General features: G+C 69.8%; 18 protein-coding genes, 1 tRNA gene and 1 riboswitch. Of the genes, 11 read left to right on the top strand and 8 right to left on the bottom strand.

All coding sequences use genetic code 11. The features are described from left to right. Positions 1-40 precede the first annotated feature (40 nt). Genes AC1D29_RS10600 through AC1D29_RS10590 form a run of 3 tightly spaced genes read left to right on the top strand, consistent with a single transcriptional unit; the run spans position 41 to position 3,323 of the window. The gene (locus AC1D29_RS10600; RefSeq protein WP_477896974.1) at positions 41-433 is read left to right on the top strand and encodes a BlaI/MecI/CopY family transcriptional regulator; all 393 of its coding nucleotides are present in this window, start codon (positions 41-43) and stop codon (positions 431-433) included. Further along, a complete protein-coding gene (locus AC1D29_RS10595) occupies positions 430-2,181 on the top strand; it encodes a M56 family metallopeptidase (RefSeq protein WP_477896972.1) in 1,752 nt (583 codons plus the stop codon). Before AC1D29_RS10600 ends, AC1D29_RS10595 begins: the two co-directional genes overlap by 4 nt. Positions 2,182-2,195: 14 nt before the next feature. Next, complete coding sequence (locus AC1D29_RS10590) at positions 2,196-3,323, top strand: FAD-dependent oxidoreductase (RefSeq protein WP_477896970.1); 1,128 nt, start codon at positions 2,196-2,198, stop codon at positions 3,321-3,323. Here AC1D29_RS10590 and AC1D29_RS10585 read toward each other — a convergent pair. The 4 genes from AC1D29_RS10585 to mutM all read right to left on the bottom strand — a co-directional run bounded on the left by AC1D29_RS10585 (position 3,320) and on the right by mutM (position 7,314). Next, positions 3,320-5,092 (bottom strand): methyl-accepting chemotaxis protein, encoded by a 1,773-nt coding sequence (locus tag AC1D29_RS10585; protein WP_477896968.1) that lies wholly within the window; start codon positions 5,090-5,092, stop codon positions 3,320-3,322. The genes AC1D29_RS10590 and AC1D29_RS10585 overlap by 4 nt on opposite strands. An 84-nt stretch (positions 5,093-5,176) precedes the next feature. Beyond that, positions 5,177-5,479 (bottom strand): hypothetical protein, encoded by a 303-nt coding sequence (locus tag AC1D29_RS10580; RefSeq protein ID WP_477896966.1) that lies wholly within the window; start codon positions 5,477-5,479, stop codon positions 5,177-5,179. Next, positions 5,480-6,511, bottom strand: a complete 1,032-nt coding sequence (gene mutY, locus AC1D29_RS10575; protein ID WP_477896964.1) for an A/G-specific adenine glycosylase — start codon at positions 6,509-6,511, stop codon at positions 5,480-5,482. It abuts the gene before it with no gap. After that, complete coding sequence (gene mutM / locus AC1D29_RS10570; protein ID WP_477896962.1) at positions 6,496-7,314, bottom strand: bifunctional DNA-formamidopyrimidine glycosylase/DNA-(apurinic or apyrimidinic site) lyase; 819 nt, start codon at positions 7,312-7,314, stop codon at positions 6,496-6,498. Before mutM ends, mutY begins: the two co-directional genes overlap by 16 nt. A 40-nt stretch (positions 7,315-7,354) precedes the next feature. Here mutM and AC1D29_RS10565 point away from each other — a divergent pair, with 40 nt between their 5' ends. The 6 genes from AC1D29_RS10565 to AC1D29_RS10540 all read left to right on the top strand — a co-directional run bounded on the left by AC1D29_RS10565 (position 7,355) and on the right by AC1D29_RS10540 (position 12,337). Continuing rightward, positions 7,355-9,085 (top strand): tetratricopeptide repeat protein, encoded by a 1,731-nt coding sequence (locus AC1D29_RS10565; RefSeq protein WP_477896960.1) that lies wholly within the window; start codon positions 7,355-7,357, stop codon positions 9,083-9,085. Continuing rightward, positions 9,082-9,606, top strand: a complete 525-nt coding sequence (locus tag AC1D29_RS10560) for an outer membrane lipoprotein LolB (protein ID WP_477896958.1) — start codon at positions 9,082-9,084, stop codon at positions 9,604-9,606. The genes AC1D29_RS10565 and AC1D29_RS10560 overlap by 4 nt, the downstream gene beginning before the upstream one ends. Further along, positions 9,590-10,492: a 4-(cytidine 5'-diphospho)-2-C-methyl-D-erythritol kinase gene (locus tag AC1D29_RS10555; RefSeq protein ID WP_477896956.1), complete on the top strand. Its 903-nt coding sequence runs from the start codon at positions 9,590-9,592 to the stop codon at positions 10,490-10,492. The genes AC1D29_RS10560 and AC1D29_RS10555 overlap by 17 nt, the downstream gene beginning before the upstream one ends. Positions 10,493-10,530: 38 nt before the next feature. Continuing rightward, positions 10,531-10,607, top strand: a tRNA-Gln gene (locus AC1D29_RS10550). A 65-nt stretch (positions 10,608-10,672) separates the two neighbouring features. After that, a complete protein-coding gene (locus tag AC1D29_RS10545; protein WP_477896955.1) occupies positions 10,673-11,635 on the top strand; it encodes a ribose-phosphate pyrophosphokinase in 963 nt (320 codons plus the stop codon). A gap of 81 nt (positions 11,636-11,716) precedes the next feature. Further along, the gene (locus AC1D29_RS10540) at positions 11,717-12,337 is read left to right on the top strand and encodes a 50S ribosomal protein L25/general stress protein Ctc (RefSeq protein WP_477896953.1); all 621 of its coding nucleotides are present in this window, start codon (positions 11,717-11,719) and stop codon (positions 12,335-12,337) included. 51 nt (positions 12,338-12,388) lie between these two features. Here the strand turns inward: AC1D29_RS10540 and AC1D29_RS10535 are convergent, their stop codons facing one another. The 4 genes from AC1D29_RS10535 to AC1D29_RS10520 are packed head-to-tail and all read right to left on the bottom strand — an operon-like array spanning position 12,389 to position 21,521. After that, complete coding sequence (locus AC1D29_RS10535) at positions 12,389-13,801, bottom strand: efflux transporter outer membrane subunit (RefSeq protein ID WP_477896951.1); 1,413 nt, start codon at positions 13,799-13,801, stop codon at positions 12,389-12,391. A gap of 4 nt (positions 13,802-13,805) precedes the next feature. Further along, the gene (locus AC1D29_RS10530) at positions 13,806-16,928 is read right to left on the bottom strand and encodes a multidrug efflux RND transporter permease subunit (protein WP_477896949.1); all 3,123 of its coding nucleotides are present in this window, start codon (positions 16,926-16,928) and stop codon (positions 13,806-13,808) included. Then, positions 16,925-20,056 carry an MdtB/MuxB family multidrug efflux RND transporter permease subunit gene (locus AC1D29_RS10525; protein ID WP_477896947.1) on the bottom strand — a complete coding sequence of 1,044 codons (3,132 nt, stop codon included), beginning with the start codon at positions 20,054-20,056 and terminating at the stop codon, positions 16,925-16,927. Before AC1D29_RS10525 ends, AC1D29_RS10530 begins: the two co-directional genes overlap by 4 nt. A 10-nt stretch (positions 20,057-20,066) precedes the next feature. Beyond that, the gene (locus tag AC1D29_RS10520; protein ID WP_477896945.1) at positions 20,067-21,521 is read right to left on the bottom strand and encodes an MdtA/MuxA family multidrug efflux RND transporter periplasmic adaptor subunit; all 1,455 of its coding nucleotides are present in this window, start codon (positions 21,519-21,521) and stop codon (positions 20,067-20,069) included. 80 nt (positions 21,522-21,601) lie between these two features. On the opposite strand from AC1D29_RS10520, the gene pth reads away from it, so the two are divergent. Then, a complete protein-coding gene (pth, locus tag AC1D29_RS10515) occupies positions 21,602-22,234 on the top strand; it encodes an aminoacyl-tRNA hydrolase (protein WP_477896943.1) in 633 nt (210 codons plus the stop codon). After that, positions 22,231-22,644, top strand: coding sequence for a hypothetical protein (locus AC1D29_RS10510; RefSeq protein ID WP_477896941.1), 414 nt, complete (start codon positions 22,231-22,233; stop codon positions 22,642-22,644). The genes pth and AC1D29_RS10510 overlap by 4 nt, the downstream gene beginning before the upstream one ends. Continuing rightward, a riboswitch (cobalamin riboswitch) is annotated at positions 22,640-22,878 on the top strand. Its footprint overlaps the gene before it by 5 nt. The last annotated feature ends 6 nt before the right edge of the window (positions 22,879-22,884 follow it).

Genomic DNA, 22,884 nt, shown 5'->3' with positions numbered 1-22,884 from the left:
TGTTCTAGACAACCAGTTCTAGAACGATTATTCTGAATTCATGCCCTCCAAACCCCCTCCCACCGTCAAGCCAACGACGGCCGAGCTGGACCTGCTGCAGGTGCTGTGGCGCCTGGGCCCGGCCGACGCCAAGGCCGTGCACGAAGCCCTGCTGCCCGATCGCCCGGACGCGACCTACGCCACCGTGTTGCGCCAGTTGCAGGTCATGCACGGCAAGGGCCTGCTCAGCCGCGACGAGAGCCAGCGCCCGCAGCGCTACGCACCGCTGCAGGCCCAGGACAAGCTGCAACAGTCGCTCGTCAAGGATTTCATCAGCAAGGCCTTCGCCGGCTCGGGCAAGGCGCTCGTGCTGGCCGCGTTGAAGAGCCATGTCAGTGCCAAGGAGCGCGCGGAGATTCGCCAGTTGCTGGTCAGGAATGGAGACGAAGCGTGAGCCTCGACATCGCGATGAATGCCTGGGGCTGGGCCCTGTTGAACTTCGTCTGGCAGGGTGCCATCGTTGGCGGCGTGGCGGCCTTGCTGCTGGCGCTGATGCGCGGCGCGCCGGCGCGCTGGCGCTACGCCGTCTGCGCGGCCAGCCTGGCGCTGTGCCTGGGCCTGCCGCTGGCGCAATGCCTGGCGCTGGCCGCGCCGGCCGAAGGCGACTTCGTCAGCGAGCTGAGTCCGCTGGCGGAGCAGCTGCCGGCCCTGGTCAGCGCGTGGGCGCTGGGCACGGCGCTGATGCTGGGCCGCCTGGCGATGGGCCTGGCCTGGGTGGCCCGTGCGCGCAAACGCAGCCTGCCGGCATCGGCCGACTGGCAGGCCCGGCTGGACGCCCTCGCCCGCCGCTTGGGGCTGCGCCGCACGGTCGGCCTGCGCCTGCTGGACGGTTTGAGCAGCCCCATCGCGCTGGGCATGCTCAAGCCCTGCGTGCTGCTGCCCGCCGCGTTGCTGAGCCGCCTGCCGGTGGACCTGCTGGAGGCACTGCTGGCCCATGAGCTGGCCCATGTGCGGCGCTGGGACTACGCCGCCAACCTGCTGCAGAGCGCCGTCGAGGCCTTGCTGTTCTTCCACCCGGTGGTGTGGTGGTTGTCGGCGCGCATGCGGGCCGAGCGCGAACTGGTCGCCGACGAGATCTCGGCGGTAGCGCTGGGTGACTCGCGCCGGCTGGCGCTCGCGCTGCACGCGCTGGCCGAGCTGGATGACGTGCGGGCGACACCGCCGGTGGCGCTGGCCGCGCGCGGCGGCGACCTGCTCGGTCGCATCGAGCGCCTGCTGGCACCGCGGCCGCAGGCCACGGGCTGGAAGCTGGCGCTGCCGGCACTGCTGATCGCCGCGACCAGCTTCGTCGTGCAGGCCAAGGGCCGGGACAAGCCTCAGGCGCCGGAGACGCCACCGGCCCAGGTGGCCCAGGCCGAGAGAACCGAGAAACCCGACCCCGCGCAACCGGTGCAGCAGCTGCGCCTGCCCGTCAACGCCAAGCATGTGCTGGTCATCGACGACGCGACCGGCAAGGTGCTGATGGCGCGCGACGCCGACACCGTCGTGCCCATCGCGTCGCTGACCAAGCTCCTGACGGCCATGGTGGTGCTGGACGCCAAGCTGGACCCGAACGAGAAGCTGCGCATCTCCGCCGAGGATGTGGACACGCTCAAGCACAGCCGCTCGCGCGTGCGCGTCGGCACGCAGATGAGCCGCCAGGCCGCGCTGGAGATGGCGCTGATGGAGTCCGAGAACCGCGCGGCCTTCGCGCTGGCGCGCACCTACCCCGGCGGCGAGGCCGGCTTCGTCAAGGCCGTGCAGGCCAAGCTGCGCGCGCTGGGCCTGAGCCACACCTCGATCAGCGACCCCACCGGCCTGTCGCCCAGCAACACGTCGACGGCGACCGAGATGGCCGCCATCACGGCGGCGGCGGCGCGCTACCGCGAGATCGAGCGCATCACCAGCGTCAAGAAGGCGTCGGTGCCGGTGGACGGCCGAGCCCGCGAACTGCGCAACACCAACCGTCTGGTCGGCGCCAAGGGCTGGAACATCCGCATCTCCAAGACCGGCTACACCGAGGAGGCCGGTCGCTGCCTGGCGATGCGCATGATGAACGGCAAGCGCCCGGTCACCGTCGTGCTGCTGGATGCCGACGGCTCGGCCAACCGGCTGCGCGACGCGGCCATGATCCGCAAGTCCCTGGCCCGCCAGGCCAGCTGAAGCGAGCACCGGCCATGCAAAGACGCCATCTGCTCGCGGCGGGCAGCGCCACGCTCGCGCTGCCGACCCACTCGCTCGACTTCGCGGCACCCCGCCCGCCGGTCGCCATGCGCGCCAGCGTCGACCGCCTCATCGACATCGCCGTGGGCATACGCCCCTTTCGGGCGCTTGGGCCCCGCATCGAGGCCGAGCGCCGCTTCGGCAAGACGCTGGTGCATCACTACGGCCACGGCGGCAGCGGCTGGTCGCTGTCCTGGGGCTCGGCGCAGCGCGCACTGGCGCTGATCCACGCGCAAGGCCTGCGCCCGGGCGAACGCATCGCCGTCATCGGCTGCGGCGCCATCGGCCTGACGACGGCGCGCACGGCCCAGCAGGCCGGCTTCAAGGTGCGCCTGTATGCCAAGGACCGTCCGCCGCACGTGCACTCGTCGGCCGCGACGGGGCTGTGGACGCCCGAGTCGCGCATCGTCACCAGCGAGCACGCCAGCGAGGCCTGGACGGCCGGGTGGGAGGCGATGGCGCGCGCATCGTTCAAGGTCCATCAAAGCTATCTCGGCCTGCCCTCGGGGCCGGTCGAATGGCATGACGGCTACGTCGTGTCGGACGACGGCTTCGACGCGCCGCTGCAGGGCCACGTCGGCGAGCCGGACTACCCCGAGCTGAACGACCGCGTCGCCGACCTGCGGCCGCGCGGCGTCGCGCTGCAAGCCGGCGAGCACCCGTTCCGCACGGCGCACGCGCGCCGCTTCACGCAGATGGTCTTCAACATCCCGGCCTACCAGCGCCTGTTGCTGGACGACTTCGCCCGCGACGGCGGCGAGCTGGTGCAACACGAACTGCGCCAGCCGCGCGACTTTGCGCGCCTGCCGGAGCGCCTCATCGTCAACTGCACCGGCGACGGTGCGCGCAGGTTGCTGGGCGACACCAGCCTCACGCCGGTGCGCGGCCAGACCGCCCGGCTCATCCCCCAGCCCGAGGTGGACTACGCCGTGATCTACCGCGGCCAGAACGTCGTCGCGCTGCCGCGCCGCGACGGCCTGCTCGTCGCGGCCATGGGCGAACACGATTTCGGCAACGACGACCTGCGGCCCGACCGGGCCCAGTCCGAGGACGCCGTGCGGCGCCTGGCCAGCCTGTTCTAGAAGGTTTCCCAGTCGCCCTCGCCCGCGCTTGGCGCGGGGGCCGCAGCCTTGGGCGCAGGCGGCGGCGAAGACACCACCGGCGCAGGCCGGGGCTGGGTTGCCGGCGCCTTGAGCGACGGCTTGAACGCGGCCGCCTTGGGCGACGCGACCGGCCTTGGCGCCGCCTTCGGCGCGGGCTTCGGTGCGCTGCTGCGCGGTGCCACCGCGGCATCGACGCGGAAGGCCGCGACGGCCTCGGCCAGCTTGCTGGTCTGCATGCGCATGCTTTCGGCGGCGGCCGCCGTCTGCTCCACCAGCGCGGCGTTCTGCTGGGTGGCCTGGTCAAGCTGGCTGACGGCCGCATTGATCTGGCCCACGCCTTCGGACTGCTCGCGGCTGGACACGGTGATCTCGCCAACCAGGTCCGTCACCTTGCGCACCTCGTTGACCATCTGGCCGATGGTCTCGCGCGCCGACAGCACCTGGGCGCTGCCGCTCTCCACCTTGCCGACGCTGTCGCCGATCAGGCTCTTGATCTCCTTGGCCGCCTCGGCGCTGCGCTGAGCCAGCAGCCGCACCTCGCCGGCCACGACGGCGAAGCCGCGGCCCTGCTCGCCGGCGCGGGCCGCCTCCACCGCTGCGTTCAGCGCCAGGATGTTTGTCTGGAAGGCGATGCCGTCGATGGTGCCGATGATGTCGCCGATCTTGCGGCTGGACGCCGAAATCCCGTCCATCGTCATCACCACCTCGCCCACGGCCGTGCCACCCGCCTGGGCCACCTCGGAGGCGTGGTTGGCCAGCTGGTCGGCCTGGCGGGCGTTGTCGGCGTTGGCCTTGATCTGCGCGGCCATCTGCTCGACCGAGGCGGCCGTCTGCTCCAGGCTGGATGCCTGGCTCTCGGTGCGCGCCGACAGGTCGGCATTGCCCTGCGCGATTTCGGACGCGGCGACGTTGAGCTGGTCGCAGCCCTGGCGCACGCCGGACACCATGCGCGCCAGGTTCTGCGTCATCTCGTCCAGCATCTGCAACAGCTTGCCCAGCTCATCCGTCGAGCTGCTGTGGACCCGGTGGGTCAGATCGCCGGACGCCACGGCACGCACGGCGTCGGAAGCCTTCTGCACCGGGCCGGTGATGGAGCGCGTGATGACCACGGCCGCGACGATGCCGATGGCCAGCGCGACCAGCGACGCGCCCGCGAACGCCCACAGCACGCGGTGATAGGCGGCCTCGGCGGACTGGGTTGCCGTGCCGGCCAGCTTCTCGTTGTAGTCCCACCACTTCTTCAGGTCGTCGCGCAGCGGCGTGAAGGCGGCGCGCGCGGCGCCGAAGCTCAGCTCCTTGGCCGCCGTGCCCTGGGTGGGGTCTGCGGCGCTGTCGTCCGAGGACTTCAGCACCTTCTCGTTGATGGCGAAATAGGCCGTCGCGCTGTCCTTGACCTTCTTCAGCAGCGCCTTGTCCTGCTCGTCGGCCGTCAGCAGCTCGTAGTCCTTGAGGCGCTGGACGATGTTTTCGCGAGCCTTGCTGATGCGCTCGCGCAGCGTCTTCTTCTCCTTGTCGTCCTCGCTGAGCAGGTGCTGGCCCTCGAAGCGCCGGATGTCGGAGATGTCGGCGTCGACCTGGTGCACCACCCGCAACGACGGCAGGATGTTCTCGGGGTAGTACTCGGCGTAGAAATTGATGGACTTGGCCAGCAGCGCGCCGACGCCGGCCATGCCCAGCAGCAGCGCCAGCAACACCGCGAAGGCGAGCCCAAGGCGCGTCCCAACGCGCAGATTCTTCAATGCGTCCACGGCTGTCCCCTCTAGTTGTTCGGGGGACTTTGCCCGTTTCGACCCGGGCAGGCAATGCGGGCTGTCAGCCCAGGTCGTGAACTGTTAGCTTTCTGCCGCGTCCGTCTCGCCAAGCACCAGCGCCAGCAGCACGGCCGTGCCCACCGGCATGAAGATGACGATGGCGATGAACCACGGCATGAACGCGCGGCCGGTGCGGCGCACCAGTTGCATCATGAACACGCAATGCATGGCCCCGGCCACGATGAGGCCCAGGCCCAGGATCGCCAGCTTGGCCGGCGACGGGTCGTCCTCCTGGCTGACGCTGATCACCTGCCACAGGCACAGCCCTGCAACCAGCAGGCTGATCAGCGCGTATTCGAAGACGCTCTTGATTTCGGCCTTCATTCAGCTCTCCTCGATCAATTTTTTCAACGGCGCCGGCAGCGCGTAATCCACGAGTTTCTCCCGGGCGACCCAGGTGCCGGGCGGCACCACGCCCGTACCGGCGTCGGCCCGCATCGTATGAAGCACCCAGTCGAAGTGGGTCAGCGCGTGCTGGATGCGCGGCAGCGTCTCCAGCGGCGCACCGGGCAAAGCCGCACGGGCGCTGGCCTCGTCGTCGAACATCGGCAGCGTCCACAGCCCCGCCCAGACGCCGGTGGCCGGGCGCTGCTGCAGCAAGACCTGGCCCCGGCTTTCCAGCCACAGCCACCAGTTCTCGCGCCGGCCGCGCTTGAGCTTGCGTGTCTTGATGGGGTAGCGCGTCGGATCGCCCTCGTGTTGCGCGCGGCACAGCGGCTGCACTGGGCAAAGCAGGCAGTCGGGTGAGCGCGCCGTACAGACCGTCGCGCCCAGGTCCATCAGGCCTTGCGTGTAGCGGTCGACGTCGTGCTCGGGCAGCAGCTCGGTCGCGCGGTCCCACAGCTTCTTTTCGGCGGCGCTGCTGGCCAGGTCGCCGTCGAAGGCCAGCACGCGGGTCAGCACGCGCTTGACGTTGCCGTCCAGGATGGCGACGCGCTCGCCGAAGCAGAAGGCCGCGATGGCCGCCGCGGTCGAACGGCCTATGCCCGGCAACGTCTGCAGCCCGGCCGCCGTGCGCGGGAACTCGCCGCCATGCAGTTCGGCCACGGCGCGCGCGCAGGCGTACAGGTTGCGCGCCCGGCTGTAGTACCCCAGGCCCGCCCATTGCGCGAGCACCTCGTCCAGCGTCGCCGCGGCCAGGTCGGTGACGCGCGGCCAGCGCGCCAGGAAGCGCTCGTAGTAGCCGAGCACCGTCACCACCTGGGTCTGCTGCAGCATGATTTCCGACAGCCAGACGCGATACGGATCGCGCGTGTTCTGCCATGGCAGCGTGTGCCGGCCATGGCGGTGCTGCCAGGCAACGACGGTCTTGCCGAAGTCGGCGATCAGCCCTTGCTGCGTCATCGCTTTTGGCATTGCGGGCAGAAGAAGGTCGAGCGCGCGCCCTGCACGATGCGCCGTATGGCCGTGCCGCAGCGCCCGCAAGGCTCGCCCTCGCGGCCGTAGACCTGGGCCTGCATCTGGAAGCTGCCGGCCACGCCGTGCGCGTCGCGGAAGTCGCGCAGCGTCGTGCCGCCGGCCTCCAGCGCCCGGCCCAGCACCGTGCGCACGGCCAGCGCCAGCTTGTCGGCGCGCGGCCGGCTCAGCCTGCCGGCAGGCAGGCGCGGGTCGATGCCTGCCATGAACAGCGCCTCGCAGGCGTAGATGTTGCCGGCGCCCACGACGATGTCGCCCGCCAGCAGCGCCTGCTTGATGGCCACGCGCCGCCCACTCAGCGCCGCGTGCAGGTGCAGGCCGTCGAAGCGCTCATCGAACGGTTCCAGGCCCAGGCTGCCCAGCAGCGTCGCCACCGGTTCGGCCTGCAGGCCCGCGCTCCAGACGACGGCGCCGAAGCGGCGCGGGTCGGTCAGGCGCAGCAGGCCACGGTCCGTGTGCAGGTCGAAATGGTCGTGCGCACCGGGTGCCGGCGTCGTGTCCAGGAAGGCCAGCGACCCCGACATGCCCAGGTGCATCAGCAAGCCACCCCGGCTCTCGAGCGGAAGCCACAAATATTTACCGCGTCTTTGCACGTCGCCGACGCGGCTGCCGAGCAGCGTTTCAGGGTCCACGCCTATGGGCCAGCGCAGCGGTTTCCCCAGGCGCAGGCCGGTAATCCGGGCCCCCTGGATGGCGCCTGCGAAGCTGCGGCGCGTGACTTCGACCTCGGGTAACTCGGGCATAGGTCGGAAATCATAATCAGCGCCTGTCATTGGAGTACGAATGCCGTTCACCGTCCGCCGTGTCGCCCTTGCCGCCGCCCTGTTGCTGGGGCTGCACGCAGCCCATGCCCAAGAGGCCTCGTCCACGCCGCTGTCCAACTCGGCGATGGACGCGCCGCTGTTCTACCAATTGCTGATCGGCGAGCTGGAGCTGAACAACGGCCAGGCCGGCGTCGCCTTCCAGGTGCTGCTGGACGCGGCACGGCGCACCGGCGACGAGGAGTTGTTCAAGCGCGTCGTCAACATCGCGCTGCAGGCCCGCGCCGGCGACCAGGCGCTGATGGCTGCCCGCGCCTGGGGCGAGACCGTACCGACCTCGGCCGACGCCCAGCAGACCACCGTGCAACTGCTGGCCCTGCTGAACAAGCCCGCCGAGGTGCCGCAGCCGCTGGTGGCGCTGCTGCGCCTGGCGCCCGCCGGGCAGCGCCCGGGCCTGCTCGTGGCGCTGCCGCGGCTGTTCCAGCGCTCGCCCGACCCCAAGGCCGTGCTCGCCGCGCTGGGCCCTGTGCTGCAGGCCCAGACCGGCGTGCTCAAGCCCGCGGCGCTTTACACCGAGGCCACGCTGTCCATCAATGCCGGCGAGAACGCGCGCGCGCTGGCGCTGACGCGCGAACTGCAGGCGGCGGCCCCCGAGACCGACGATGCGATGCAGCTCGCCGTCGACCTGATGTCCGCCGAGCCGCAGGCCGAGGCGCTCATCGTCGAGCGCTTGAAGCTCAAGCCCGACCAGCATGGGCTGCGCCAGGCCTATGCCCGCGCGCTGGTCAAGGCGCAGCGCCCCGTTGATGCGGCGCGCGAATTCCGCGTGCTGACCGAGGTGACGCCCGACAACCCCGCGGCCTGGCTGGCGCTGGGCGCCATCGAGCTGGAACTCAAGCATGTGCCCGCCGCCGAGACGGCGCTGCGCGAAGGCCTGAAGCGGCTGGACACGCCGGCCGCCGGCACCGATGCCGAGATCCGCGCCCGCGCCGAAGGCCGGCAGAGCGCCTGGCTGATGCTGTCTCAGGCCGCGGAGCAGCGTGGCGACCTGAAGGCGGCCGAGGCGGCGCTGCAGAAGGTCGACGGCACCGGCCTGGATGTGCGCTTTCGCCGCGCCAGCCTGCTGGCCCGCCAGGGCAAGCTCGCCGAAGGCCGCAAGCTGCTGCGCCCCGCCGCCGACGCCAGCGATGCCGACGCACGCGCAGCACTGCTGGCCGAGGCCCAGTTGCTGCGCGAGCAGCGCGACTTCGCCGGCGCTGAAGGCGTGCTGAAGACGGCGGTCGAACGCTTCAAGGACGACACCGACCTGATCTACGAGCAGGCCATGATGAGCGAGAAGCTGGGCCGCTTCGACGAGATGGAGGCCTTGCTGCGCCGGGTCATGGAACTCAAGCCCGACCACCACCACGCCTACAACGCGCTTGGCTACTCCTTCGCCGATCGCAACCTGCGCCTGCCCGAGGCCAAGCAGCTCATCGAGCGCGCGCTGACGCTGGCGCCCGGCGAGCCCTTCATCGTCGACAGCCTGGGCTGGGTGGAGTTCCGCCTGGGCAACCTGCCCGAGGCCGCCAAGCTGCTGCGCCAGGCCCATGCCGGCCGCCCCGATGCCGAGATCGCGGCCCACCTGGGTGAAGTACTGTGGGCCAGCGGCGCGCAGGACGAGGCCCGCCGCCTGTTCGCCGAGGCCGCGCAGCGCGAGCCCGGCAACGAGGCGCTGCGCGAGACGCTGGACCGCCTGAAGGTCAAGCCGTGAGGCTGGCCAGCGTTTTCCTGGCGCTGGTGCTGGCGGGCTGCGCACAGCTGCCGCAGACGCCGCCGGCCGGCAACGAGGCGCGCCTGAGCGGCCGCATCAGCGTTACCGTGGCCGGCAACGTGCACAGCCGCGGGACTGGCGGTGCGGCCAGCTTCGAACTCTTCGGCGGCCCCGAGGCCGGCCGGCTGGAGCTGACATCGCCGCTCGGTGCCCTGGTCGCCCGTGCCGGTTGGCGGCCCGGCCTCGTCACGCTGCAGACGCCCGATGGCGAGCGCCGCTACGACGACCTGGACGCGCTGACCCGCGAGCTGCTCGGCGAGGCCGTGCCCGTGGCCGCGCTGTTCGACTGGTTGCAGGCCCGGCCTTGGGCCGCCGTGCCGCATCAGAAGACGGCCAGCGGCTTCGAGCAGCTGGGATGGCGCATCGAGCCCAGGCTGCCCGCCCTCGTCGCCACCCGCCTGGCCGAGCCCGTCGTCACGCTGCGCGCCAAACTGGACGGGGGCGATGAAGGCACTCCATGATCTGGCCGCGCCGGCCAAGCTGAACCTCTTCCTGCATGTCGTCGGCAAACGGCCGGACGGCTACCACCTGCTGCAGTCCGTCTTCGTGCTGGTCGACTGGGCCGACATGCTGCATATCGAGAGGCGCAGCGACGGGCAGCTGGCGCGTCACGATGTGCTGGGTGGGGACCTGCCGGCCGACGACCTCTGCCTGCGCGCCGCGCGATTGCTGCAGGCCGAGACGGGCTGCCCGCTGGGCGCCGACATCCACCTGGAAAAGCGCCTGCCCGCCGGGGCCGGCATGGGCGGCGGCTCATCCGATGCCGCGACCACGCTGCTGGCGCTGAACCGGCTGTGGGACTTGCGCCTGCCGCTGCAGCGGCTGATGGCGCTGGGGCTGAAGCTGGGCGCGGATGTGCCCTTCTTCCTCGGTGGCGGCCCGGCCTTTGTCGAAGGCATCGGCGAGATCCTGCATCCGCTGATGCTGCCCGAGCAGCGCTTCGCGGTGCTCAAGGGGCCCGCCGGTCTGGCGACCAAAGACATCTTTTCGAGTCCACTCTTGGCAAGGAGCGAAAACCTGGCTATAGTCGCGGGCTTTCCCGCCCTGGCTGGAACTGCAGAAAACCTCAATGAATTGGCTTCAGGCTTCGGTCGCAACGACCTTCAGCCCGCAGCAGAGGCGATCAGCAGTGAAGTGCGAGACGCGTTGGCCCAGTTGTCCGAAGTTTTCGGCAACGCCCGGATGACGGGCTCTGGTGCCGCCGTGTTTTCAGTGCTCGCCGGGGATGGAAAAGATGGCAAGGACGACCAGTCCCTGGCGACATTGCTTCAGGCGCAACCTGAGGGGTGGACCGGTCGAATCTGCCGCAGCTTAGGCTCTCACCCGCTCGCGGGCTGGGCCGGCTGAAAGGTTATAGGGTGCAGCAGCTCTGCTGTGTCCTGTGTAGGGGAGTCGCCAAGTTGGTCAAGGCATCGGATTTTGATTCCGACATGCGAGGGTTCGAGTCCTTCCTCCCCTGCCAAATGTTTTCTGTAATTCGCTGAACCGGCTTGCGCTTCAGCGAGCCACTGACACCAGAGGCTCCCAGTGCTGCTCAACACGGTTCTCTTCACCGGCAACGCGAACCCGGTCCTCTCCCAGGAAATCGCCACCCATCTCGGTCTCGAGCTGGGCAAGGCCGTGGTCGGTCGTTTCTCCGACGGCGAAGTGGCCGTCGAGATCCAGCAGAACGTCCGCGCCCGCGATGTCTTCGTCATCCAGCCCACCTGCGCGCCGACGAACGAGAACCTGATGGAGCTGCTGATCATGGCGGACGCGCTCAAGCGTTCCAGCGCCCGCCGCATCACCGCCGTCATCCCCTACTACGGCTACGCCCGCCAGGACCGCCGCCCGCGCTCCACGCGTGTGCCGATCTCGGCCAAGGTGGTTGCCAACTGTCTTGAGACCGTGGGCGTCGAGCGCGTGCTGACGATGGACTTGCACGCCGACCAGATCCAGGGCTTCTTCGACATCCCGGTCGACAACATCTACGCGTCGCCCGTGCTGCTGTCGGACCTGAAGAGCCGCAACTACAAGGACCTCGTCGTCGTCTCGCCTGACGTCGGCGGTGTCGTGCGCGCACGCGCACTGGCCAAGCAGCTGGGCTGCGACCTGGCCATCATCGACAAGCGCCGCCCGGCGGCCAACGTGTCCGAGGTCATGCACGTCATCGGCGAGATCGACGGCCGCAACTGCGTCATCATGGACGACATGATCGACACGGCCGGCACGCTGGTGAAGGCGGCCGAGGTGCTGAAGGCGCGTGGCGCCCAGAGCGTGTTCGCTTATTGCACCCACCCCATCCTGTCCGGCCCGGCCATCGAGCGCATCGCCGGTTCGCAGCTGGACGAGGTCGTCATCACCAACACCATTCCGCTGACCGACGCGGCCAAGGCCTGCAAGAAGATCCGCCAGCTGTCGGTGGCCTTCCTGTTTGCCGAGACCATCCGCCGCATTTCCGACGGCGAGTCGGTCACATCGCTTTTCTCCGAGCAGAACAACAACTTCTGATCGGGGTATTCGTCGCGGTCGCAAGACCGCATTCCCAACGGCGCCTGGTCGCGGGTGCCGTTTCTCTTTTTGGAGAAAACCATGAAGTTTGTCGCTTTTGAGCGCAAGTTGCAGGGGACCGGAGCGAGCCGCCGCCTGCGAGTGGCCGGCAAGGTGCCGGGCATTGTTTTTGGCGCCGGTGAGCCCGTCATGATCGAACTCGATCACAACGCGCTGTTCCACGCCCTCAAGAAGGAAGCCTTCCACAGCTCGCTGCTGGACATGGAACTGGCTGGCGCCACCACGCAAGTGCTGCTGCGCGATTTCCAGATGCACCCGTACAAGCCGCAAGTCCTGCACTGCGACTTCCAGCGCGTGGACGGCACGACCAAGATCACGAAGAAGGTGCCCCTGCACTTCATCGGTGAAGAGACCTCGCCGGCCGTCAAGACCGATCACTGCACGGTCAACCACGTCGTCACCGAGCTGCTGATCACCTGCCTGGCCCAGCAACTGCCCGAGTTCATCGAGGTGGATCTGTCCGGCCTGACCCAGGGTCACTCGCTGCACGTCAACGACATCAAGCTGCCGGAAGGCATCAAGGTCGTCACGCACGGCAAGCCGAACCCCGTCATCGCGACGCCGATCGCGCCGGCCGCTGAAGAAGTCATCGTCGTGGCCGCCCCGGTCGCCGACGACGGCAAGAAGAAGAAGAAGAAGTAATTTCTTCCTGGCTTCTGGCCAAAGTCAAAGGGCTCCGCAAGGAGCCCTTTTTCATTGCTGCGCCTGTGGTCGCGTTGCTGCCGGCAGTCGCCCGCCCAGGTTCTTCAGCAGCAGGTTGGCCGCCGCGAGCTGGCGGTTGCGCGAGCTGAGCAGGCTGCCTTCGGCCGATAGCGCGGATGTCTGCGCCGCGCTGACGTTCAGGAAGCTGACCGTGCCGGCGCGGTACTGGGCCAGCACGATGTCGAGGTTGCGCTCCGCCGCCTCCAAGGCGTCGCGCTGCAGGGCCAGCGCGGCACCCGATTCGGCGAACTCGACGAGGTTGTCCTCGACCTCCTGGAAGGCGGTCAGCACGGTCTGGCGGTAGTTGGCCGTCGCCGAGTCGGCCGACGCACGTGCCTGGTCGCTGGCCAGGCGGCGCTGGCCGCCGTCGAAGATGGGCGCGGCCACCGCAGCGCCCAGCGACCAGATCAGGTTGGGTGCGGAGATCAGGTTGGACCAGGACGAGCCGCGGTAGCCGGCGCTGGCGGACAGATCGACCGAGGGAAAGAAGGCCGCGTCGGCGATGCCGATCTGCGCATAGGCCGCCGTCTGGCGGGCCCGCGCGGCGGCGATGTCGGGGCGCTGGGCCAGCAGCGTGGACGGCACCAGGTCGGGCACCGGCGGCAGCTCGGGCAGCCGGGCGCTGGCCAGCAACTCGAACTGGCCCGGCAGCTTGCCAAGCTGAGCCGCGATGGAATGCGCCAGCTGCGCCCGCTGCGTGCGCACGTCGCTCAGCTGTGACTGCACGCTGCGCAACTGCGTGCGCGCCTGCAGCACATCGGTCTGCGCGACGACGCCGCTGGCGTAGCGGACCTGCGTCAGCTCCAGCGCGCGCTGGTTGGCCGCGGCCGTGCGCGCCAGCAGCGCCTGCTGGGCCTCGGCGGTGCGCAGCGCGAAGTAGCTCTGCGTCAACGTTGCCTGGGCCGACAGGCGCAGCGCGGCGAGGTCGGCCTGGCTGGCCTGGTAGCTGGCGCCCGCCACCTTGACGCCTTCGGCCAGCCGTCCCCACAGGTCGATCTCCCAGGCGGCGTTGGCCGTCAGTGAGTTGTTGGTGGACACGGTGCGCTGGCCGTTGTTGTTCTCCGCCGTGGCGGAGCGCGTGGTGCCGGCGCCGACGGACAGCGTGGGCCAGATCGCGGCGCCGCTGGCCTTCAGCACCGCCCGGGCCGACGCGACCTGGGCCAGCGCAGCGGCGAGGTTCTGGTTGCCGACGACCAGGTCGGCCTGCAGGCTGTCCAGCACCGGGTCCTTGAACAGCGTCCACCAGGCTTCTGGCACAGCGACGTCGGGCGCGGTGCGGGTCCATTCGGCGGAGCCCTTGAAGCTGGCGGGCGGCGGGCTTTCCGCCGGCGGGCGCTGCGAAGTCACGGCGCAGCCGGCCAGCAGCAGCGCCAGGGTCAAAGGAGCGAGTACGGGCTTGAACATGGCTTCAGGTCGTGACTGGAATGGGTGGCGCGACCTCGGCAGCACTGGGGCGCTTCTTGCGGCTGAGCCGGTCCATGCAGCAGAACACGACGGGCGTGGTGTAGAGGGTCAGCAGCTGGCTCAGCAGCAGGCCGCCGACGATGGAGATGCCCAGCGGCACGCGCAGCTCGGCGCCTTCGCCGTGGCCCAGCGCCAGTGGCACGGCGCCGAAGACGGCTGCCACCGTCGTCATCAGGATGGGCCGCAGCCGCAACAGCGCCGCGCGGTAGATGGCCGCGCCGGGCGACAGTCGCCGGCCGCGCTCGACGGCTGCACGCTGCGCCGAGATGGCGAAGTCCAGCATCATGATGGCGTTCTTCTTGACGATGCCGATCAAGAGGATCACGCCGATCAGCGCAATGATGGTGAAGTCGGTCTTGAAGGCCATCAGCGCCAGCAGCGCGCCGACGCCGGCGGAGGGTAGCGTGGACAGGATGGTGATGGGGTGGATGAGGCTCTCGTACAGCATGCCCAGCACCAGGTAGATCGTGACGATGGCCGCGAGGATGAGCAGCGGCTGCGACTTCAGCGACGCCTGGAAGGCCTGGGCCGTGCCCTGGAAGCTGCCGCGCACGGACACCGGCGCACCGCTGCCGGCGACGGCGTCGTTGACCGCCGTGACCGCGTCCGACAGCGACACGCCCGGCGCCAGGTTGAAGCTGATGGTGCTGGCCGGCGTGCCGCTCTGGTGGCTGACGGACAACGGCGTGCTGGTCGCCTCCACGCGCGCGACGCTTGACAGCGGCACCTGCTGGCCGCCGCTGCTGGTCAGCAGCAGCCGGTCCAGCGTCTGCGGGCTCTGCAGCCACTGCGGCGCCAGCTCCATGACGACGCGGTACTGGTTCAGCGGGTTGTAGATGACGCCCACCTGGCGCTGGCCGAAGGCGTCGTTGAGGACGCTGTCGAAGCCGCTCATCGTCAGGCCCAGCCGCGCCAGCGCGTCGCGGTCGACGACCAGCGAGGTCTGCACGCCCTTGTCCTGCTGGTCGGTGTTGACGTCGGTGACCTCGGGCACCTCGGTCAGCGCGCGGCGTATGCGCGGCTCCCACGTGCGCAGGTCATTCAGGTCGTCGGCCTGCAGCGTGTACTGCCAGGACGCGTTGGACTGCCGGCCACCAATGCGGATGTCCTGCACCGGCGCCAGGAACATGTTGGCGCCGGGCACCTTGGCCAGCTTGCCGCGCAGCCGGTTGATGACGTCGTCGACGCTTTCCTTGCGCCCATCAGGCCCACTGCGGCCCTTCAGGCTGATGAACATGTTGGCACTGTTGCGCTGGCCGCCGCCGGTGAAGCCGGTCACGTTGGCCACGGCCGGGTCGGCGCGCACGATGTCGTGGAAGGTGCGCAGTTTGCCCTGCATGGACTGGAAGGAGCTGGCCTGGTCGGCCTGCACGCCGCCGGTCATCAGGCCCGTGTCCTGCTGCGGGAAGAAGCCCTTGGGGATGGTCATGTACAGGTGCACGTTGAGCGCGATGACGCCCGCCAGCACCAGCAGCGTGATGGGCTGGTGGCGCAGCGTCCAGCGCAGCGAGCGGCGGTAGCCACGCAGCAGCCCGCGCTGCAGGTTGGCCAGCTTCTGGCCAAAGCGCCCGGGCTTGCGCGCGGCGGTGTGGGGCTTGAGCAGCGTGGCGGCCATCATGGGCGTGGTCGTCAGCGACACGACCATGGACACCAGGATGGCCACCGACAGCACGACCGCGAACTCGCGGAACAGCCGGCCGACGATGCCGCCCATCGCCAGGATGGGGATGAAGACGGCGATCAGGCTCAGCGAGATGGAGACGACGGTGAAGCCGATCTCACGCGCGCCCTTGAGCGCCGCCTCGCGCGGCGGCACGCCACGCTCAATGTGGCGCGAGATGTTCTCGAGCACGACGATGGCGTCATCGACGACGAAGCCGGTCGCCACGGTCATGGCCATCAACGACAGGTTGTCGATGCTGTAGCCCAGCAGGTACATGACGCCGAAGGTGCCGGCCAGCGACACCGGCACGGCCACCGCCGGCAGCAGCGCTGCGCGGAAGCGCCGCAGGAAGATGAACACGACGACGATGACCAGGCCGAAGGCGATGACCAGCGTGCGTTGCACCTCGACGATGCTGCCGCGTATGGTGGCCGTGCGGTCCATGACCACGTCGACGTTGATGGCCGGCGAGATGGACGCGCGCAGCTGCGGCAGCAGCGCGCGCACGGTGTCCACCGTCTGGATGATGTTGGCCGACGGCGCCTTGTTCAGGATCAGCAGCACGGCCGAGCGGCCGTTGGCCAGCCCGTCGTTGCGCAGGTCCTGCACGCTGTCCTGGATGTCGGCCACGTCGCCCAGGCGCACGGCGGCACCGTTCTTGTAGCTGAGCACCAGCGGCGCGTAGTCGCTGGCCAGGCGGGCCTGGTCGTTGGCGGCGATCTGCCAGTAGCGGTCGCCACTTTCCAGCTGACCCTTGGGCCGGTTCGCATTCGTCGCGACGACGGCCGCCCTGACCTGCTCCAGGCCTATGCCTTGCGCGGACAGCTTGTTCGGGTCCAGCTCGATGCGCACGGCCGGCAGCGCGCCGCCGCCCACGCTGACCTGGCCCACGCCGTCGACCTGCGACAGCCGCTGCGCCAGCACGGTGGAGGCGGCGTCGTACATCTGGCCGCGCGTCAGCGTGTCCGACGTCAGCGACACGATCATGATGGGCGCGTCGGCCGGGTTGACCTTGCGGTAGGTCGGGTTGCTGGGCATGCCACTGGGCAGCAGCGCGCGCGACGCGTTGATGCCGGCCTGCACGTCGCGCGCGGCGGCGTCGATGCTGCGGCTCATGTCGAACTGCAGCGTCACGCGTGCGCTGCCCAGCGACGACGACGACGTGATCTCGGTGACGCCGGCGATGCTGCCCAGCGTGCGTTCCAGCGGCGTCGCGACGGTCGCGGCCATCGTGTCGGGGCTGGCGCCGGGCAACGAGGCGCTGACCGAGATGGTCGGGAACTCCACCTGCGGCAGCGGCGCGATGGGCAGCAGCAGGTAGGCGATGGCGCCGGCCAACGCGATGCCACAGGTGATCAGCGCCGTGCCGATGGGCCGCTCGATGAAGACGCGCGACAGGTTCAAGCGGTGGCCCTCGCGTCTTTGCCGCCGTTGCCGCGACCACGCTTGAGCCGGGCAGCCAGCGCCGAGAAGCCCAGGTAGATGACCGGCGTCGTGAACAGCGTCAGCAGCTGGCTGACGATAAGGCCGCCCACCATGACCACGCCCAGCGGGTGGCGCAGCTCACTGCCCACGCCCGTGCCCAGCATCAGCGGCAGCGCGCCCAGCAGCGCGGCCATCGTCGTCATCAGGATGGGCCGGAAGCGCAGCAGGCAGGCCTGGTAGATCGCGTCGCGCGCGCTCAGCCCCAAGTCGCGCTCAGCCTCCAGCGCGAAGTCGATCATCATGATCGCGTTCTTCTTGACGATGCCGATCAGCAGCACGATGCCGATGATGGCGATGATGTCCAGGTCCAGCCGGAAGGCCAGCAGCGCCAGCAGCGCACCCAGGCCCGCGGACGGCAGCGTGGACAGGATGGTCAGCGGGTGGATGGTGCTCTCGTACAGCACGCCCAGCACGATGTACATCGTCACGATGGCGGCCAGGATCAGCAGCAGCGTGCTGGTCAGCGAGGCCTGGAAGGCCAGCGCAGAGCCCTCGAAGCGGGTCTCCACGCTGAGCGGCAGCTGCAGCGCATCGACCTCGGCCTTGATGCCCTTGACCGCCTCGCCCAGCGACGCGCCGGGCGCCAGGTTGAAGGAGATGGTCGCCGATGGGAACTGGGCCACGTGGTTGACGGCCAGCGGCGCCAGCTTCTCGCTGAAGCGCGCCACCGAGCTGAGCGGCACCTGCGTGCCGCCGGTGCCCGGCACGTACAGGCGCTGCAGGCCGTCCAGGCCCTCGCGGAAGCTGGGCGCCACCTCCAGCACGACGCGGTACTGATTGCTCTGCGTGAAGATGGTGGAGATCAGCCGCTGGCCGAAGGCGCTGTACAGCGCGCTGTCGATGGCCGCCACGCTGACGCCGAAGCGCCCGGCCGCGTCGCGGTCGATGTCGACATAGGCCTGCAGGCCTTGCTCCTGCTGGTCGCTGGCGACGTCGGCAATCTGCTTCAGCTCACGCAGCCGCTGCAGCACGGCCGTCGTCGACCGGCTCAGCTCGCCGGCATCGGGCGAACTCAGCGTGAATTGGTACTGCGTCTTGGCGATGCGATCCTCGATGGTCAGGTCTTGCACGGGCTGCAGGTACAGCGCGATGCCGGGCTCCTGGGCGGCCGCGTCGGCAATGCGGCGCGACACCTCGGCCGCGCTGGCGCCGCGCAGGGCCTTGGCCTTCAGCGTGATCTGCAGCCGGCCCTGGTTCAGCGTCGTGTTGCCGCCGTCCACACCGATGAAGGACGACACGCTCTCCACCGCGGGGTCCTTCAGCACGCGCTCGGCCAGGCGTTGCTGGTGCTCGGCCATCGCACCGAAGGATGTGGACTGCGCGGCCTCGGTGATGCCCTGGATCTGCCCGGTGTCCTGTACCGGGAAGAAGCCCTTGGGCACCAGCAGGTAGAGCACGCCGGTCAGCAGCAGCGTCGCGACGAAGACGATCAGCGTCGCCGCCGAGCGGTCCAGCACCCAGTTCAGCATGCGGCCGTAGCCGGCGATGGTGTCGTCGAAGGCCTTGCCCACGCGACGCCACAGCCGACCGTGGTCTTCCGGGTGCTCGTGCTTCAGCAGCCGCGCGCACATCATGGGCGTCAGCGTCAGCGACACGAAGGCCGAGATCAGGATGGACACGGCCAGCGTGATGGCGAACTCGTGGAAGAGGCGCCCCACCACGTCGCCCATGAACAGCAGCGGGATCAGCACGGCGATCAGCGACACCGTCAGCGAGATGATGGTGAAGCCGATCTGCTTGGAGCCGGTCAGCGCGGCGTCGTAGGGCGTGACCGATTCGCCGCCCTCCTCCATGTGCCGGGCGATGTTCTCGATCATGACGATGGCGTCGTCGACGACGAAGCCGGTGGAGATGACCAACGCCATCAGGGTCAGGTTGTTGATGGAGAAGCCCGCCATGTACATGACGCCGAAGGTGCCCACCAGCGACACCGGCACCGCGACGGCCGGGATGACGGTGGCCGGCACGCTGCGCAGGAACACGAAGATGACGCCGATGACGAGGACGATGGCGAACAGCAGCTCGTGCTGCACGTCGGTGACCGACGCGCGGATGGTGGTCGTGCGGTCGCTGAGGAGTTGCACGTCCAGCGACGCCGGCAGGCTGGCCTGCAGCTGCGGCAGCACGGCGCGCACGCGATCCACCGTGTCGATGACGTTGGCACCGGGCTGGCGCTGCACGTTCAGGATGACGGCGGAGACGGACGACTTTTCCGTCTGCCCGGCCCAGGCCGCCAGCCGCTGGTTCTCGGCGCCGTCCACCAGCTGGGCCACATCCTTGAGCCGCACCGGGTTGCCGTTCTTGTAGGCGATGACGAGGTTGGCGTACTCGGCCGCGCTGCGCAGCTGGTCGTTGGCGTCCAGCGTCGACGCGCGCAGCGGCCCGTCGAAGCTGCCTTTGGACTGGTTGACGTTGGCCGCCGAGATGGCGGTGCGCACGTCATCGATGGACAGGCCCAGCGTGGCCAGCGCGCCCGGGTTGGCCTGGATGCGCACGGCCGGCCGCCGCCCGCCCGCGATGCCCACCAGGCCCACGCCTGGCACCTGCGAGATCTTCTGCGCGAGGCGGCTCTCGACGAGGTCGTGCACGCGCGTGATCGGCAGCGTCGTCGACGACACCGCGATGGTCAGCACCGGCGCGTCGGCCGGGTTGACCTTGCTATAGACCGGCGGCATGGGCAGGTCCGAAGGCAGCAGGTTGCTGCCGGCGTTGATGGCCGCCTGCACTTCCTGCTCGGCCACGTCCAGCGCCAGGCTCAGCTCGAAGCGCAGCGTGATGACCGAGGCGCCGCCCGAGCTGGTCGACGACATCTGCGCCAGGCCCGGCATCTGGCCGAACTGGCGCTCCAGCGGCGCGGTGACCGAGGAGGTCATCACATCCGGGCTGGCGCCGGGGTACAGCGTCGTGACCTGGATGGTCGGGTAGTCCACCTCGGGCAGGGCCGACACCGGCAGCAGCCGGTAGGCCAGCGCGCCGGCCAGCACGATGGCCAGCATCAGCAGCGACGTTGCGACCGGCCGCGCGATGAAGAGGCGTGACGGGTTCATCGTCGGCGGCTCATTGCGCCGGGGCCGAGGCGCGGTGCTGCTGCAGCCAGGCGCGGCGGTCCTCCGCGCTCATGGCCCGCAGCTTCTCGACCATCTCGGGCGGCACGCGGTCCGCCCAGCGCGGGCGCTCGGCGTCACCGGTGCTGGTCGCAGCCACATCGGCGCTAGCAGCGCTCGCGGCACTGGCTGCGCCAGCGGCACCACGCCCACGACCGCGCCCGCCGGCGCCGGACGCCGCACCGGCCGGTGCCTTGATGACCTCGGCCTTGCCGCCGTCACGCAGCCGGTCCGCACCGTCGGTGACGACTTGCTCGCCCGGCTTGAGATCGCCCTGCACGGCCGTCGAATCACCGTCCGCCGCCAGCACGCTGACCTTGCGCAGCGCCACCTGGCCGTCGGCGATGGCGTAGACGAAGGTGCCCGGCGCGCCGCGCTGCACGGCCGCGGTCGGCACGACCAGCACGTCCTTCAACCGGTCCAGCTGCAGCCGCACGTTGACGAACTGGTTGGGGAACAGGCCGCCGTCCTTGTTGGGGAACAGCGCCTTGACCTTGATGGTGCCGGTGCTGGCGTCGATGGCGTTGTCGGTGCTGGCGACGCGGCCCTCGGCCAGCAGCTGCTTGCGCTCGCGGTCCCAGGCCTGCACGGCCAGCGGCTGCTTGTCGGCCAGTTGCTGGCGGATGCGCGCCAAGCGCGCGTCGGGCACGGCGAACACCACCGCGGCCGGCTGCGTCTGTGCAATGCTCAGCAGCCCGTTGGCGTCGCCGGGCGTCACGGTGTTGCCCAGGTCGGCCTGCTTCAGGCCTGCCTGGCCGGCGATGGGCGCCGTGACGCGCGTGTACGAGAGCTGCAGCTTGGCGTTGTCCACCGCCGCCTTGTCGGACAGCAGCGTGGCCTCCAGCTGGCGCACCAGCGCCTGCTGCGTGTCCAGCTGCTGGCGCGGCGCGGCCTCCTGGGCGACGAGGTCCTTGTAGCGGGCCAGGTCGGCGCGCGCGTTCTCCAGCTGGGCCTGGTCACGGGCCAGCGCCGCCAGCGCCTGGTCCCGCGCGATCTCGTAGGGCCGCGGGTCGATCAGCGCCAGCAGCTGGCCGGCCTTCACGGGCTGGCCTTCGCTGAAGTAAATGGCGCGCAGATCGCCGCTCACCTTGGCGCGCACGACGGCCGTGTTGGCCGACGCGATGCTGCCGATGGCGTCCACGGCGACGTTCATGTCGCGCCGCTGCACGGTGCCCACCGACACCGGCTGCGGCCCGCTGCGACCGAAGCGCCCGCCGGCGCCACTGCCGCCACGGCCCGCACCGGAGGCGGCCGACGCCGCGCTGGCCGGGCCGTCACCGCCAGCGGCACCGTCGCGGCCCTTCCACCACCAGGCCGCCAGGCCGATGCCGACGGCGGCCACGACGACCAAGACCCACACCCTGGCAGCACCAGCCGAGCGGCTGCGCCTGGAATCCTTGTTTTTCATTCGAGTTCACTCCGTGCGCCCAAGTTTCCCGGCCGAATGTAGCTACAGCGTTGCTGAGTGCCAAAGCTACGATCACGTCCATGATCAAACTGATGGTCGGCCTGGGCAACCCGGGGGCCGAATATGAAGACACCCGCCACAACGCCGGCTTCTGGTGGATTGACGGGCTGGCGCGCGGCCTGAAGGTCAGCCTGGCACCCGACAAGGCCTATCACGGGCTGGTGGCCCGGGCAAACAACGCGCCCGGTGCCAGCGGCCCGATCTGGCTGCTGCAGCCCATGACCTACATGAACCTCTCCGGCAAGTCGGTCGCGGCGCTGGCGCGCTTCTTCAAGATCGCGCCGGAGGAGATCCTGGCCATCCACGACGAGTTGGACCTGCCGCCCGGCGAGATGAAGTTCAAGAAGGGCGGCGGCAACGGCGGCCACAACGGCCTGAAGGACATGCAGGCCGCCCTGGGCAGCGGCGACTTCTGGCGGCTGCGCCTGGGCATCGGCCACCCCGGCCACAAGGACGAGGTGGCGGGCTACGTGCTGCGCAAGCCGCCGCTGGCCGAACGCCAGGCCGTGGAAGACTGCATCGAGAAGAGTTACGGCGCCGTCGAGCTGATGCTGCGCGGCGACATGGACAAGGCACTCGCGAAAATTCACGCAAAACCGCCCCGGCCCAAGCCCCCCAAACCCCAGCCGCCGGTAGACACTCCGGCGTCATGAAACCTCTGCTGCTGGCTGTCGCCCTCGGTCTCGCCCTGCCCGCGCTGGCGCAGACCCAGGTGCGCCGCGCCCAGGTCTACCGCTGCGGCCCGGACGGGCGCGACCTGCGCGATTCGCCCTGCCCCGGCGGCAACACGGCCGGCAGCACGGTGGACTATGACCAGCCCAGCAGCGCCGACAGCCAGGCCGCCCGCGACCGGCACCTGAGCCAGGCCAAGCAGGCCGCTGCGCTGGCGGCCGCGCGCCGCGCCAGCGAGGCCGAGGCGCGCCACCTGCGCAGCCAGCATGTCGGCCTGCAGACGCTGCCGCCACCGGCGCAGCCCGCCAGCGCCCCGCAGGTCATCGCGCTGAAGCCTCCCAAGACGGCCAAGCCCCACAAGCCCGCCGCGTCCGCCCACAGCGGCCGATAGAATGCGCCGCGTTGGTGCTCGCGCCCGGCCTCAAGCCGGGTGCAGTTCAACGGGAATCAGGAGGACAAGCCGCGCCGCGGTGCGTCTAACCTGAGCTGTCCCCGCAACGGTAAGTGGACGGAGCCCCTGGCTCCTGCTCTCGACTCACAAGCCACTGGCGCGCAAGCGCTGGGAAGGCATCGAGGGCACGCAAAGTCCATCAGCCCGGATACCGGCCAACGACGGGGCCGCTGCGCGCAC

The organism is Roseateles sp. P1_C6, from assembly GCF_056406315.1.
The sequence above is the reverse complement of the archived record's forward strand: the minus strand, read 5'-3'. Positions and strand labels throughout refer to the sequence as shown.

Excerpts from the sequence above, each read along its gene's own strand:
- AC1D29_RS10600 (WP_477896974.1), top strand. The coding sequence starts at position 41 with ATGCCCTCCAAACCCCCTCCCACCGTCAAGCCAACGACGGCCGAGCTG.
- AC1D29_RS10590 (WP_477896970.1), top strand. The coding sequence starts at position 2,196 with ATGCAAAGACGCCATCTGCTCGCGGCGGGCAGCGCCACGCTCGCGCTG.
- AC1D29_RS10580 (WP_477896966.1), bottom strand. The coding sequence starts at position 5,479 with ATGAAGGCCGAAATCAAGAGCGTCTTCGAATACGCGCTGATCAGCCTG.
- mutY (WP_477896964.1), bottom strand. The coding sequence starts at position 6,511 with ATGCCAAAAGCGATGACGCAGCAAGGGCTGATCGCCGACTTCGGCAAG.
- mutM (WP_477896962.1), bottom strand. The coding sequence starts at position 7,314 with ATGCCCGAGTTACCCGAGGTCGAAGTCACGCGCCGCAGCTTCGCAGGC.
- AC1D29_RS10565 (WP_477896960.1), top strand. The coding sequence starts at position 7,355 with ATGCCGTTCACCGTCCGCCGTGTCGCCCTTGCCGCCGCCCTGTTGCTG.
- AC1D29_RS10555 (WP_477896956.1), top strand. The coding sequence starts at position 9,590 with ATGAAGGCACTCCATGATCTGGCCGCGCCGGCCAAGCTGAACCTCTTC.
- AC1D29_RS10540 (WP_477896953.1), top strand. The coding sequence starts at position 11,717 with ATGAAGTTTGTCGCTTTTGAGCGCAAGTTGCAGGGGACCGGAGCGAGC.
- AC1D29_RS10535 (WP_477896951.1), bottom strand. The coding sequence starts at position 13,801 with ATGTTCAAGCCCGTACTCGCTCCTTTGACCCTGGCGCTGCTGCTGGCC.
- AC1D29_RS10525 (WP_477896947.1), bottom strand. The coding sequence starts at position 20,056 with ATGAACCCGTCACGCCTCTTCATCGCGCGGCCGGTCGCAACGTCGCTG.
- AC1D29_RS10520 (WP_477896945.1), bottom strand. The coding sequence starts at position 21,521 with ATGAAAAACAAGGATTCCAGGCGCAGCCGCTCGGCTGGTGCTGCCAGG.
- pth (WP_477896943.1), top strand. The coding sequence starts at position 21,602 with ATGATCAAACTGATGGTCGGCCTGGGCAACCCGGGGGCCGAATATGAA.
- AC1D29_RS10510 (WP_477896941.1), top strand. The coding sequence starts at position 22,231 with ATGAAACCTCTGCTGCTGGCTGTCGCCCTCGGTCTCGCCCTGCCCGCG.